Here is a 12,134-nt window from a genome sequence, read left to right as displayed (position 1 = left end):
TCAGCTCAGGGCCAGCTCGCGGCAGGCGCGCACCGCGCTCAGTGCCGCCAGGGTGGAGGTTTTAGGATTAGAAGCCAGCGGCAGTCCGCTCAGCTCCAGATGAAACTCGCCGAACAATCCTTCCACGTGGAGCGTGTGGGTATTGCGTTTCGTTGCCGGGTCAACCATCAGCTGCACGCGGGTGTCGTCCATCCCGACGCCGCCGAGCGCCACGGTCGCCGCCACGTTGGCGTTCGCCGGGAACAGCCGCGCCGCCTCGCGGGCGCTGCCTTCAAAAAAGACCTTTTCCTCTGTCACCGCATTCAGATCGATAAGCTGCTCGGCATAGCTGCCGCGCCAGCTGGCCGGGCTTTTGCGCGACTGATAGGTAACGCGCTCAAGGCCGCCCTCTTTCGCCGCCGCCAGCCCGTCGATACCGGCCACCGCACCGGAAAGCAGGGTGAGTTTTCCGCCCGCAGCGAGCAGACGCTGCTCCAGCGCGCTGTCCGCCAGCGCGCCGGTGGAAATGACGGCCAGATGCCAGCCGCGACGCAGGATCTCTTCCCCGTACTGGGCCACCGCCTGCTGGCTGGCGCATTCCAGCACCAGATCCGGCGTTTGTGCGCACGCCATCGGCGACGTCAGCGCCTCAACCGCATAGCCAAACTGGTCGTGAATGGCGGCATGGTGAGACGCGCGCGCCACGATCCAGCCGATAGCCACGCCGGCGGGCAGGCGCTCAATCACCGCCTGCGCCATGGCGCCAAAACCAATCAACATTACCTTTTTCATGATGTGTCCTTACAGATGGCGGCAGAAGCCGCCGGAAACGTCCAGCGCCGCGCCGGTGGTAAACGAGGCCAGCGGCGAAGCGAGGAACAGCAGCGCCTGCGCGGGCTCCTGCGGCTTGCCGAGGCGCGCCATCGGAATGCCGCGCTTGCGCGCGATATCCGCCGTCCACTCCGGCCAGCTCTGGCTTTTGTCCGCCCGGTTTTCAAAGCGGCGCTGCCACTGGCCGGATTCCACCATGCCGAGCAGAATGGAATTGACGCGAATACCTTTGCCCACCAGCTCTTTCGACAGCGTCAGCGTCATGTTCAGCAGCGCGGCACGAGCGGCAGAGGTGGCGATCATGTGCTCCTCCGGCTGTAGCGCCAGCAGGGAGTTCACGCAGGTAACAGAGGCAATGTCGGACTGCTCCAGCAGAGGCTGAAACGCCTGCACCGGGTTAATCACCCCGAACAGTTTGAGTTCGGCTTCGTGCAGCCACGCCTCGCGCGGGGTGTCATGGAAGTGCGCCACGTAGCCCTGCCCGGCGTTGTTGATCAGCATATCCGCCGCGCTAAAACGCGCCTGTACCGCATCCGCAAAGGCCTGAACTTCGTCGGCGTTCAGCACGTCGCAGCGGTAAGCAAAAATCTCCCCGTGAGGAAATTCGTTTTGCAGCGTCGCATGGGCGCTGGCGAGCCGGTCCGGGTCACGGCCGCAGAAGGCGACTTTCGCCCCTTCACCCAGCAGCAGGCGCAGCGTTTCAAAGCCAATGCCGGAAGAACCGCCGGTAACGACCGCTACGCGCCCGTCAATTTGTGCATTCATCGCGCACCTCTTCGTTAATGCGTAAAAGCTGTTGGTTGAAAAACGCGTCGTTATCGAGATAGCTGGCGTGCCCGGCCTGCGGAATGGCGATAAACGGCATGCCGTAGCGCAGCGCCAGACCCTGAACCAGTTCCGGCTGGGTGATGGCATCCTGCTCGCCGCACCAGACTTCAAACGTGCCGGAGTAGCGTTTAAGCCAGCCGTGGATATCGTCATGCGCCAGCATCCACGCGGCGGCAAGGTAGCCTTCCGGGCGCAGCGCCCGCATGCCCGCCGCGACGGTGGCGATATCTTCCGCGCGCGCGCCGGGGCGCAGCAGCTTCGCGGCGCGGGTCTGGGCGAGGATGTCGCCCCCCAGCGCCATCTGCTGCTCGCGGTTGCGCCAGACCTGCTCCCGCTGCTCCGGCGCGGCATTGCCGTACCCCTGCGCGGCGTCGGCCAGCACCAGATGAATGACGCGATCCGGGAACTTTGCCGCAAAGGCGCTGGCCACCAGCGCCCCCAGGGAATGGCCGATCAGCACTGCCTGCCAGACACCGGCGCGATCCAGCATCGCCGCCAGCGCGTCGGCGTAATCCCCCGCGTCTGCCCGCGCTACGGCCAGCATCGGGCTTTCGCCGTAACCGGGCATGTCCCACGCCAGCACGCGAAAACCGTTCAGCGCCATTTGCTTGTGCCAGGAAGCGGCGCCGGAGCTGATCCCGTGCAGCAGCATCAGCGGAATACCGCTTCCCTGTTCACGAAAACCCGTCATCATGCCCCCTTAGTTCCGCTTCACTTTGGAAAGCGGATGGTCGGACGGATAGGTCGGGATTTCCGGCTTGTTGGTCCCCAGCATGACGCACATCAGCGCTTCTTCTTCGCCGTGGTTAAACAGGCCGCGATAGATGCCCGGCGGAACGGAGATCAGGTCACGCTCACGCAGCACGGTTTCTGTGTAGTTGTCGCCGTCCTGGATCATCAGCGTGATCTGCCCCTTGAGCATGAAGAACACCTCTTCCACGTCGTCGTGCAGGTGCAGCGGTCCTTCGCACTTCGACGGCAGCACCATGGTGGAGAAGGTAAAATGGTCCGCCTGCACGGTGTTGGTGTCGTTCGCGACGCCCGTTGCGCCGGTGCCGATGTAGCGCATCTGCGCCCGGCGGTATTTCGGGTCAAAATCGGCCTGGAACTTCAGCGCGTTCCAGTCGTATTTACGGCCTTCGAAGCGCGCGATGCGCGACTCGACCCACTCTTCCATCGTCAGATGGTCAGGTTTGATGCCTGTTGTGTTGGTTACGGTTGAATCAGTCATGACACTCTCCTCAGTAACGTCTCAGCAGCGGCAGTAACAGGACGCAGCCCACCGCCGCCATCACCGCCAGAAAAATCAGCCCGGAATCCATGCTGTGGGTGAAGGCGATAAGCGCGCCCATCACCGCCGGCGACAGCGCGCCCGCAAAGTTTCCCAGCCCGTTGAAGATACCGCCCGCCGTGGCGCTCACCCGGGGATGGGTGGCCTTCGCCAGCAGGGCGAAAATGTTGGGTGCGCCGGTGCCCCACATAAAGGTGCTGAAGCTCATCGCCGCGATGACGGCCAGCGGGGTATCAAGGTGCATCACCGCCGCCAGCCCGACGGCCGCCCCCGCCATGGAGATAAAGCATGCCGCCGCGCGCTTATCGACCCTGTCCGAGAGCCACGCGCCAATCACTTCCCCTGCCAGCATGGCGATGAACGGCATCGACGACAGCCAGCCCGCGTGCTCCAGATGAATGCCTTTGCCTTTGATCAGGTAGCCCGGCAGCCAGCCGTTGATGCCCCACAGATAGGTCAGGAAAGCGATGTTAAAGATGCAGATGATCCAGAAGTGCGGGCTGACGAACAGCTCACGCCGCGCCGCGCGCCGCTCGTCCCGGGACGCCTGCGAGGTGCCGGGTTTTGCCTCCAGGCGGATCCCGCGCAGACCAATGCGCACAAAGATAAGCACCGGCACGGTAAGCATGGCCATCACAAAGAAAGTGCTCTGCCAGCCAAAGGTGTTCAGCAGCCAGAGGGAAAGCGGGAAACCAATCGCCGCGCCCACCGGGGTCCCCAGCAGCCACAGCATGGTGGCGCGCGCCTGCAAATGCTGGGGGAAGTTGTGACGTACGATGGCGAAGGCCAGCGGGAACAGCGGTCCTTCCGCCACGCCCAGCAGAATACGCAGGACGATCATCAGCGTGTAGTTATGGGTAAAGCCCATCGCCACCATCAGCACGCACCACACCGCCATCATCCCGGTGAGCAGGCGCAGCGGCGCGATTTTGTCGCCTAAACCGCTTAAAAACACCGATGAGAAGCCATAGCTCAGCAGGAAAGCGCTCATCAAAATGCCGAGACGCGTGGTGTCAAAATCAATGCCCATCGCCTGCTGGAAATGGGTATCCGAAAAGAGCGCCGCGATGCTGATTTTGTCGAAAAACGCCAGCAGCACGCAGGCCAGCAGCGACAGCGGGATGGCCCAGCGCACCGCTTTTTCGGGCGTGCGGGTCCCCTCACCGCTCGCCTCAACCGGTGCGGTGTTAGTCTCTAGTGTGGTCATCTCTCCCCCTACGGGTGCGGGTTAGCTATCGCAGTGACATCAGTGAAAAGGTCGGGTCGGCGAGCGGCACGTCGGACAGATCCCGCCCCGCCGCCATCCAGCGCTTCGCCAGCTTGACGGTACGCGCATCGTCGAACGCCACCAGCTGCGTCAGCCTCCCGTTGTCGTCCAGCGAGAAGTACAGCGTCTCTTCACGCACGACCGTTCTGCTGCCCGGCTGCGGAATGCCGAGGATCTGGATGTTGTGCTGGTATTGATCCGACCACAGCCACGGCGCGTCGTCATAGCCCGGCGCATCGGGGTTGAGCATCGCTTTCGCCGTCGCCACCGCCTGATTCTGGGCGAAGGCCCAGGACTGGATGCACAGCCCGTAGTGATGGTGCTGGGCGACATCTCCTGCGGCAAAGATGAACGGATCCGACGTGCGTCCCTGGGCATCCACCACGATCCCGCGCCCGGTTTTCAGCCCCGCATCGCGCGCCAGCTCCAGATTGAGATCGACGCCGATCCCAACCACGACCGCATCAAAGGTTTCACGCTGGCCGTCGCAGTGGATGACCGGCAGGCCGCCGTCGTCCTCCAGCTCCAGCGCACCGCAGCCGGTACGGATCTCCACCCCCTGCTCGCGGTGGATGGCCTCCAGGCGCTGCGACACCTCGCCGCTCACCGAGCGCATGCAGAGCGCGGGCTGCTGCTCGAACAGGGTGACCGCCACGCCGCTTTTCCGCGCCGAGGCAGCAATCTCCAGTCCGATCCAGCCGCCGCCGACGATCGCCAGTTTTTTACTTTCCGCCAGACGACTTTTCAGGCGCTGCGCGTCCTGCCAGTGACGCAGGGTATAGACCTGCGGATGGCTGGCCCACGCCTGCGAAGGCAGGCGCGCCCGACCGCCGGTAGCGATTAAAAGGATGTTGTAACTAAGCCGCTCGCCGTTGCTAAGAACGACTTTTTTCTCATCGCGATCGACAGATTCAGCGCGCAGCGGCCGGTACCAGGCCAGGTTCAGCGCCTGCTGCACCTCGTCGCTAAACAGCCTTGGGAGCGCCGCGTCCGGCTCCAGCAAAGACGCTTTCGACAGCGGCGGGCGCTCGTAGAAATCCCACTCTTCTTCCGCTACCACGCAAATCTCGCCGTCGAAACCCTCATCGCGCAGGGTTTTCGCCGCCCAGCCGCCCGCCTGGCCGCCGCCGATAATGACAATGCGCGACGTCATACCGCCTCCGGCTTTTTCTGCTGACGGCGCGTGTCGTGGTCAATCCCGCCTTCCACCGCCCACTCGGTAAAGGAGACCAGCGAATGCTCCAGCTCACGCGGCTGCCAGTTTTCCGTCAGATAATCATCGTTGGTGTAATACTCAAACGCCCCGCCGGTCGGGCTGTTGACGTACCAGAAGTACGCCGACGACACCGGATGACGGCCCGGCCCGATAAAGGTGCTCCAGTCATGTTTATTCATCGCGATACCGCCGCCGATCACCTCGTGGATGTCGCGCACGGTGAAGGCCACGTGGTTGAGGCCGCGCTTGCGGTTCGGCAGTTGCAGCAGGAACAGGTTGTGATGGCCGCCGCGCACGCCGCAGCGCAGGAACACGGCGCGGTTGATATAGCGGTCCGAGACCTGGAAGCCGAGCACCTCGCGGTAGAATTTCTCCACTGCCGCCAGCTCTTCCACGAAGAACACCACATGCCCCACGTTGATCGGCTGGGCGCGATCGTAAACCGGGCTGGGGGTGTCGATACGGCGGGCATCGCCCCACTGGTTAATCGGCTCGACGTTCAGCTCCACGTCAGTTTGCTGGGTCACCTGCACGCGCAGCGTCATGCCGTTCGGGTCCAGGCACTCCAGCGCGTCGCCCACTTCACGAAAACCTGGCTGTTGCGCCAGCTTCGGGCGCAGCGCGTCCAGATCTGACTGGCTGGCAACCGCCCAGGTCATGCGGCGCAGGGTGTTACCCGCTTCAAACGCGGGCGGCAGGTCGGGGCTGTCGATCGGGTTAAGCTCCACGCGCGCGCCGCTCAGGGTGGTGAAACGCTGGCCGCTGGCATCGCCCGTCAGGCCAAAATCACGCATAAATTTGGCGCAGTGCGTCAGGTCTTCCACACCAAATTCCAGCTTTTCAATTCCGGTTACACTCATCGTTCGTTGCCTCATCTGGCCCAGATTGGGCGTAAAACATGCCCGACGCAGTCAAGCGCCTGACGTTAACTCACTGATTTAACTGGCCTGTGACAAATACCCTAAGAAGCCAGAAATTTTATCCGCCGCGAGGCGAACCTCGTTTTGCAGGCGCTCGCGGTCGCTCTGCGGGATCTCCTCCGACGGCACCAAAATGCTGACCACCGCCGCCACGCGGCCACTTCGGTCATACACCGGGTAGACGATGGAAGAGATGCCGTGGCGGAAGAAGGATTCGCCGATGACATACCCGCGGGCTTTGTCCTGCTGCACCATCTGCCACAGGGCTTCGCGGTCGTGATGCTGCCCCGGCGTGTTGCCCGGCAGACGCTCATGCGGGAACAGCTGTTCGAAATCAGCGCTGGAAATATCGGTCAACAGCATGCGGCCCAGCGAGGTGCAGTGCACCGGCAGACGGGTACCAATACTGACCTGGTTGATGCGCGACCCGGCGGCGCTGACGCGGGCGATGTAGATAATGTCGCGCCCGTCGCGGATCGCCAGATGGCTGCTGCACTGGCTCACGTCGCGCAGTTGCTCGATCACCGGCTGGCCGACCTGCGCCACGTCCAGCGAGGCGATGTACTCAAAGCCCAGGCGCAGCACGTTCATGCCCAGCGAGAAGGTATTGGTGCGCGCGTTGCGCTCCAGAAAGCCCATGAACTCCAGCGTCTGTACCACGCGGTAGGCGGTGGCCTTCGGCATATCCACCAGCCGGTGCAGCTCGGCAAAGGTCAGTTCGCGATGCTGCTCGCCAAAGGCCAACAGCAGCTGTAAACCGCGCTCCAGCCCCGGCACCAGATACTTCACTTCCCGATCGTTTGCCATCATCGCCCTACCTCAATTAAAGACAAAACCGCCGTTGACCGGGATCAGCTGTCCGGTGATGAATCGCGACAGATCGCTTAACAGCCAGACCACGCTGCCGGTGACATCTTCCGGCTGCTGCGCGCCGGTTAACGCGCGTCCGTTTTCGTAGAGCTGATGCCGTTCGGCGGGGACATATTCGGTTGCCTCGACGCGGGTTAATCCCGGGGCGATGGCGTTGATTCGAATGCGCTTTTCGCCAAGCTCGCGCGCCATTGAGCGGGTCATGGCAATCACCGCGCCCTTGCTGGCGACGTAGGCCATCAGGCGCGGCGCGCCCCACAGCGCGGTGTCGGACGCTACGTTCACAATGCCTGCCCCTTCGCGCAGCAGCGGCACGGCGGCGCGCGTCACCAGCCAGGTGCCTTTGACGTTGACGCTCATCACCCGATCCCAGAGATCCGGATCGTAATCAAGCATGTTTTTGCCGCCCACGCCCGTCGCCATCGCCGCGTTGTTCACCAGGCCGTCAATCTGCCCTTGCTCGCCAATGGCGCTGAACACCTGGTCGATAGAGTGCTGATCGGCCAGATCGATAACGTGCGATTCGATCGCATAGCCCTGCTCGCGCAGCCGGTGGGCACTCTCGGCCAGCTCGCCTTTGAGGATGTCGCACATCACCACCGCCGCGCCCTGCTCCGCGCAGGCCTGGGCAAAGTGGTAGCCCAGCCCGCGCGCGGCGCCGGTCACCACGATGCGCTTGCCGCTCAGCAGCCCATTCATCAGGCGGCTCCCTGCTGTGCTTCACGCATCGCCAGCTGCTCTTTGGCGGCCTTTTGCATCATGCGGCGCAGGCGCGAGAGGCCAACGTCATGCTGATACAGGTATTCATGATCGCGCGCGTTTGGCGCCAGGCTCTCCAGCACCACGCGGTCCTGCTCCAGCACTTCCCAGTGCAGTTTTTCCAGACGGTTGCGGTACATGAAGCGCCACATATCGCGCTGCCAGCCCTGCACGCGGCGGATGCGCCAGAAGAAGACGCGGCAGTTGTCGTTATCTTCCGGCACCACCATGCCGACGATAAAGAAGTGGCCGCCCGGTCCGAAGCGCTTCTTGTAAGGAATAGAGAGGCGCATCCAGCAGGTGCCGCTGTTGCCGAGCTCAACCCAGTCGAAGTTGACGCCGCTCTGCCCTTTTTTCTCGAAAATAAAGCCGGTTTTGGTCGGCTGGAGCACCATGTCGGCCTTGCGATCCCCTTCCGCCATCGAGTGCGACGAGGAGTGCAGATAGGTGCCGTGCATCGGGTCCATCACGTTTTCCAGCGCGTACTGGTAATTACATTTCCACGCGGCGGTGCAGAGGAAGTTGCTGAAGTTTTCCGTGTCGGCGAGTTCATCCGGGAAGGTCAGTTCGTCCGGCTGCTGGTCCGCGGTGACGCCAAACCACAGGAAGATGGCGCCGTGCGCCTCCTGCACGTTATAGCTGCGCACGCACTGCTGGCCGACCAGCGGACATTTATCCACGGCGGGCACGTCTTTCACCTCGCCGTTGCCCGCCACCTCTACGCCGTGATACCAGCAGGCAATGCGGTCCCCGAGGTTCCAGCCCATCGACAGGCGCGCGCCGCGGTGCGGGCAGCGGTCCTCCAGCGCCTGCACCTGGCCATCTTTATTGCGCCAGACCACAATCTGCTCGCCCAGGCGGGTGATGCCCACTGGCGCAGACTGCACTTCCCAGCTCGCCAGTACCGGATACCAGAGGCCGCGCAGACCTTTATCCAGATAATGTTGTACGGTCGTCGTCATCACGTTGCCCTCAGTAGCCGTTAACCTGTAAGAATGCCTGGAAACTGGCGTCGCTCCACGGCTCGCCCTGCTGATCGTGCATACGCACCGCGTTCAGCCCGCTTACCAGCTCCGGCAGGGTTTCAACGCCCTGCTCGAAGAGATCTTCCAGCGTCGCAATCAGCTTCACTTCCCAGCTTTCCGGCTCGCGGCTGCGGGTCTGCCAGATCAGGTTCTGGTACTCGCCCGGCTTGTGAATGGCGCCATTACCGCCCTCTGCCGGCGGGGTAAACTGGCGGCTTTCCGGCAGCGCCGGGTTGTAGTTCAGCGTGTCGCTCATGCCACGGTCTCCTCAACGAAGGTAATCTGAATCTGGTTTTCAAAGACCCGAACCGGGTATCGGTTGAGGTTGCGTCCTCCGGGGCCGTGCAGACACTGGCCGGTTTTGACGTCGAACACCGCCTCATGCAGCGGGCATTCCACCTTGCCGTCTTCCACGAAGCCCTGACTCAGCAGGGCATAGGCGTGCGGGCATACGTCCTCCAGCGCGTAATATTCACCGTCGATCAGGTAAACGCCGATCTCTTTACCGTCGACGTTGCCGCTAAAAGGGAAATCTTCCTGTACTTGCTCTGCGTCACATACGCCTATCCAGCTCATCACGATCCTCCAGGCTTTTGTTTTATATATGAAACTCTGTTTCTTATTTAATACGGTCAATATAAAAGCGATGAATGTTTCGTCAAGCGACAATGTGACGAATTTGTTAATCGATCGGCAATTAATTAACTAAGTGTGCAAGGGATCACGAAAAAATGCAGCGATATGAAATTTTCATTATTGCAGCGTGAGAAATAGGTTTTTTTAATGGTCTCTTATTTTCAATAAAACAGATTGACTTCTTTTCTTTTTACTCTCTAAAAATAAATGAACGTTACCTCTATCGCGTTTCACCCGTGAAACTTATTTTTTATTTATCTTTATTAAACAAAGAGTTTCACAGGCGAACCATTTTAGCTCCGTGACAATCACATTGATGAAAAATATAAGTTACAAAAAACGTAAGGCGGACATGATGACGGCAAGATGGCAAGGCACGATTGCGCTTTTATTACTCATTATTATTTCCTACGTCGATCGGGTAAATATCTCGGTAATGATTTTAAACCCGGAATTTGCCGAACATTTTCAGTTAAATGAAAACAGAATGTTACAGGGCCTGCTCATGACCTGCTTTCTTCTGGGTTATGGGTTTTCCGCTTTATTATTAACGCCAGTTATTGAAAGCAAACTTCATTATCGGCAAGGATTATTAAGCAGCATTGCGATTTGGGCCGCGGTCTGCGCGGCTTCACCTTTGCTCGGCTCGCTGACGGGAATGCTCATCGCCCGCGTGATTCTGGGGATCGCGGAGGGACCGCTTTTTTCACTGAAAACGCGCTTTATCAGCGATAACTTTAGCGCGCAAGAGATCGGCAAACCCAACGCCGTGACCGCGCTGGGCGTCTCGCTCGGGCTGGCCGTGGGCTTTCCGCTGGTGACCTGGCTGATGTCGCATCTGGGCTGGGCCGGGTCGTTTTACGCGCTGGCGGTGATGAATCTGGTGTTGGGCGGCGGGCTCATCTGGCGTTTTCTGCCCGCGCCACACAGCCCGGTGAAGATGAAAAAACCGGGGTTTGTTCACACCTTCACGCTGGCCTGGCAGACGCCGCTGCTGGGCTGGATCCTGCTGGTTGAAATCGCCACGCTGAGCTATCTGTGGGGCAGCAGCGCGTGGCTGCCCGCATGGCTGCGTGACGAGCACCACTTCTCGCTGCACGCGACGGGCATGCTTGCGGCGGTCCCCTTCCTGCTGAGCCTGGGGTCAAAGTTTCTGGGCGGCGTGCTGCTCGACAAAATGCGGCCGGAACAGGCGCCGGTACTGTTTGTGGTGGGCGGTACGTTGACGGCACTCTCCGTGATCGCACTGATGCTCAGCCATCAACCCGCATGGCTGGCGCTCTTTATGCTGTCTGCCAACGTGTTCTGGGGGCTTCAGGGAGCGGCTATTCCGGCGGTGATCCAGCATCACGCAGCGCGGGAAGCGGTGGGCAGCGCTTACGGCATTATCAATGGGATCGGCAATATCTGCGCGGCGTTTATTCCGCTGCTGATGGGGATGGTGATGAGATCGGTGGGGTCGGTCAGTTCAGGCTTTTCGGTGCTGGTCGTCTCGCAGGTTGTCACCCTGCTTGCCGGGGGAATGTTGCTGCTGCGCATGCGGCGCGCAGCAGCAATCAGCGCGTAAGGCTTATTCGCCTTTTTTCGCCGCCTGGATGTAGAGCATTTCCAGCGCCAGGGTCGCCGCGGCCAGCGCGGTGATCTCGGACTGGTCATAGGCCGGAGCCACTTCCACCACGTCCATCCCGACGATGTTCAGATCCTTCAGGCCGCGCACCAGCTTGATGGCGCGGTCTGATGACAGGCCGCCGATCACCGGCGTACCGGTACCCGGTGCGAATGCCGGATCCAGGCAGTCGATGTCGAAGGTCAGATAGACAGGCATGTCGCCGACGATCTGCTTAACCTGAGCCAGAATATCGTCCACGCCGCGATCGTTCACCTGGCCCGCGTCGAGTACGGTGAAGCCGTTGTCTTTGTCGAACTCGGTGCGGATGCCGATCTGCACGGAGTGGTTTGGATCGATCAGGCCTTCTTTCGGCGCGGTATAGAACATGGTGCCGTGGTCGAATTCACAGCCGTTCGCGTAGGTGTCGGTGTGCGCATCGAAGTGCACCAGCGCCATTTTGCCGAAGTGCTTCGCGTGGGCGCGCAGCAGCGGCAGGGTCACGAAGTGGTCACCGCCAAAGGAGAGCATGCGTTTACCGGCCGCCAGCAGCTTCTCAGCGTGCGCCTGCAATTTTTCGCTCATTTCACGCGCGTCACCGAAGGCGTACACCAGATCGCCGCAGTCCACCACGTTCAGGCGCTCGCGCATGTCGAAGTTCCACGGGAAGCGGTTGTGCTCCCAGGCCAGGTTAGTGGAAACCTGACGGATCGCCGCCGGGCCATGACGCCCACCCGCACGACCGGACGTTGCCATGTCGAACGGTACGCCGGTGATCACCCAGTCCGCATCGCTGTCGTACGGCTGGAAGTTCATCGGAAGGCGTAAAAAACCAAACGCGTTAGATACCAGAGAGTTATCGTACTGATGACCTAAAGTGCTCATGTCCTGACCTCTTATAAAGTC

At 61.1% G+C, this 12,134-nt stretch carries 14 protein-coding genes; 1 reads left to right on the top strand and 13 read right to left on the bottom strand.

Annotation, left to right across the window (positions count from 1 at the left end; all coding sequences use genetic code 11):
- From O1722_RS04210 to O1722_RS04155, 12 genes are all read right to left on the bottom strand, one after another.
- Nucleotides 1–771, bottom strand: a complete 771-nt coding sequence (locus tag O1722_RS04210) for an aspartate dehydrogenase (RefSeq protein ID WP_033487640.1) — start codon at nt 769–771, stop codon at nt 1–3.
- Nucleotides 772–780: 9 nt separating this feature from the next.
- Complete coding sequence (locus O1722_RS04205; RefSeq protein WP_033487641.1) at nt 781–1,575, bottom strand: SDR family oxidoreductase; 795 nt, start codon at nt 1,573–1,575, stop codon at nt 781–783.
- Nucleotides 1,559–2,329, bottom strand: coding sequence for an alpha/beta fold hydrolase (locus O1722_RS04200; protein ID WP_033487642.1), 771 nt, complete (start codon nt 2,327–2,329; stop codon nt 1,559–1,561). Before O1722_RS04200 ends, O1722_RS04205 begins: the two co-directional genes overlap by 17 nt.
- Before the next feature lie 9 nt (nt 2,330–2,338).
- Nucleotides 2,339–2,869: a cupin domain-containing protein gene (locus O1722_RS04195; protein WP_015571824.1), complete on the bottom strand. Its 531-nt coding sequence runs from the start codon at nt 2,867–2,869 to the stop codon at nt 2,339–2,341.
- Between the two features lie 10 nt (nt 2,870–2,879).
- A complete protein-coding gene (locus O1722_RS04190) occupies nt 2,880–4,136 on the bottom strand; it encodes an MFS transporter (protein ID WP_015571825.1) in 1,257 nt (418 codons plus the stop codon).
- Between the two features lie 25 nt (nt 4,137–4,161).
- The gene (locus tag O1722_RS04185) at nt 4,162–5,349 is read right to left on the bottom strand and encodes an NAD(P)/FAD-dependent oxidoreductase (RefSeq protein WP_033487643.1); all 1,188 of its coding nucleotides are present in this window, start codon (nt 5,347–5,349) and stop codon (nt 4,162–4,164) included.
- Nucleotides 5,346–6,272, bottom strand: a complete 927-nt coding sequence (locus tag O1722_RS04180; RefSeq protein ID WP_015571827.1) for a VOC family protein — start codon at nt 6,270–6,272, stop codon at nt 5,346–5,348. The genes O1722_RS04185 and O1722_RS04180 overlap by 4 nt, the downstream gene beginning before the upstream one ends.
- Before the next feature lie 78 nt (nt 6,273–6,350).
- Nucleotides 6,351–7,139, bottom strand: a complete 789-nt coding sequence (locus tag O1722_RS04175) for an IclR family transcriptional regulator (RefSeq protein WP_033487669.1) — start codon at nt 7,137–7,139, stop codon at nt 6,351–6,353.
- 12 nt (nt 7,140–7,151) lie between these two features.
- A complete protein-coding gene (locus O1722_RS04170; protein WP_017382918.1) occupies nt 7,152–7,901 on the bottom strand; it encodes an SDR family oxidoreductase in 750 nt (249 codons plus the stop codon).
- A complete protein-coding gene (locus tag O1722_RS04165) occupies nt 7,901–8,923 on the bottom strand; it encodes an aromatic ring-hydroxylating oxygenase subunit alpha (protein ID WP_017692695.1) in 1,023 nt (340 codons plus the stop codon). The genes O1722_RS04170 and O1722_RS04165 overlap by 1 nt, the downstream gene beginning before the upstream one ends.
- Before the next feature lie 10 nt (nt 8,924–8,933).
- Entirely contained in the window at nt 8,934–9,242 is a 309-nt protein-coding gene (locus O1722_RS04160; RefSeq protein ID WP_003860045.1) for a recombinase-like helix-turn-helix domain-containing protein, read from the bottom strand.
- The gene (locus tag O1722_RS04155; protein ID WP_003860044.1) at nt 9,239–9,562 is read right to left on the bottom strand and encodes a Rieske (2Fe-2S) protein; all 324 of its coding nucleotides are present in this window, start codon (nt 9,560–9,562) and stop codon (nt 9,239–9,241) included. Before O1722_RS04155 ends, O1722_RS04160 begins: the two co-directional genes overlap by 4 nt.
- 415 nt (nt 9,563–9,977) lie before the next feature.
- On the opposite strand from O1722_RS04155, the gene O1722_RS04150 reads away from it, so the two are divergent.
- Entirely contained in the window at nt 9,978–11,189 is a 1,212-nt protein-coding gene (locus tag O1722_RS04150; RefSeq protein WP_026094259.1) for an MFS transporter, read from the top strand.
- A gap of 3 nt (nt 11,190–11,192) precedes the next feature.
- Here the strand turns inward: O1722_RS04150 and speB are convergent, their stop codons facing one another.
- A complete protein-coding gene (gene speB, locus O1722_RS04145; protein ID WP_017692694.1) occupies nt 11,193–12,113 on the bottom strand; it encodes an agmatinase in 921 nt (306 codons plus the stop codon).
- Nucleotides 12,114–12,134: the final 21 nt, after the last annotated feature.

The organism is Enterobacter cloacae complex sp. HYC003_NIDB, assembly GCF_056673375.1.
The sequence above is the reverse complement of the archived record's forward strand: the minus strand, read 5'-3'. Positions and strand labels throughout refer to the sequence as shown.

Excerpts from the sequence above, each read along its gene's own strand:
- O1722_RS04155 (WP_003860044.1), bottom strand. The coding sequence starts at position 9,562 with ATGAGCTGGATAGGCGTATGTGACGCAGAGCAAGTACAGGAAGATTTC.
- O1722_RS04200 (WP_033487642.1), bottom strand. The coding sequence starts at position 2,329 with ATGACGGGTTTTCGTGAACAGGGAAGCGGTATTCCGCTGATGCTGCTG.
- O1722_RS04195 (WP_015571824.1), bottom strand. The coding sequence starts at position 2,869 with ATGACTGATTCAACCGTAACCAACACAACAGGCATCAAACCTGACCAT.
- O1722_RS04190 (WP_015571825.1), bottom strand. The coding sequence starts at position 4,136 with ATGACCACACTAGAGACTAACACCGCACCGGTTGAGGCGAGCGGTGAG.
- O1722_RS04210 (WP_033487640.1), bottom strand. The coding sequence starts at position 771 with ATGAAAAAGGTAATGTTGATTGGTTTTGGCGCCATGGCGCAGGCGGTG.
- O1722_RS04180 (WP_015571827.1), bottom strand. The coding sequence starts at position 6,272 with ATGAGTGTAACCGGAATTGAAAAGCTGGAATTTGGTGTGGAAGACCTG.
- O1722_RS04170 (WP_017382918.1), bottom strand. The coding sequence starts at position 7,901 with ATGAATGGGCTGCTGAGCGGCAAGCGCATCGTGGTGACCGGCGCCGCG.
- speB (WP_017692694.1), bottom strand. The coding sequence starts at position 12,113 with ATGAGCACTTTAGGTCATCAGTACGATAACTCTCTGGTATCTAACGCG.
- O1722_RS04160 (WP_003860045.1), bottom strand. The coding sequence starts at position 9,242 with ATGAGCGACACGCTGAACTACAACCCGGCGCTGCCGGAAAGCCGCCAG.
- O1722_RS04165 (WP_017692695.1), bottom strand. The coding sequence starts at position 8,923 with ATGACGACGACCGTACAACATTATCTGGATAAAGGTCTGCGCGGCCTC.
- O1722_RS04205 (WP_033487641.1), bottom strand. The coding sequence starts at position 1,575 with ATGAATGCACAAATTGACGGGCGCGTAGCGGTCGTTACCGGCGGTTCT.
- O1722_RS04175 (WP_033487669.1), bottom strand. The coding sequence starts at position 7,139 with ATGGCAAACGATCGGGAAGTGAAGTATCTGGTGCCGGGGCTGGAGCGC.
- O1722_RS04150 (WP_026094259.1), top strand. The coding sequence starts at position 9,978 with ATGACGGCAAGATGGCAAGGCACGATTGCGCTTTTATTACTCATTATT.
- O1722_RS04185 (WP_033487643.1), bottom strand. The coding sequence starts at position 5,349 with ATGACGTCGCGCATTGTCATTATCGGCGGCGGCCAGGCGGGCGGCTGG.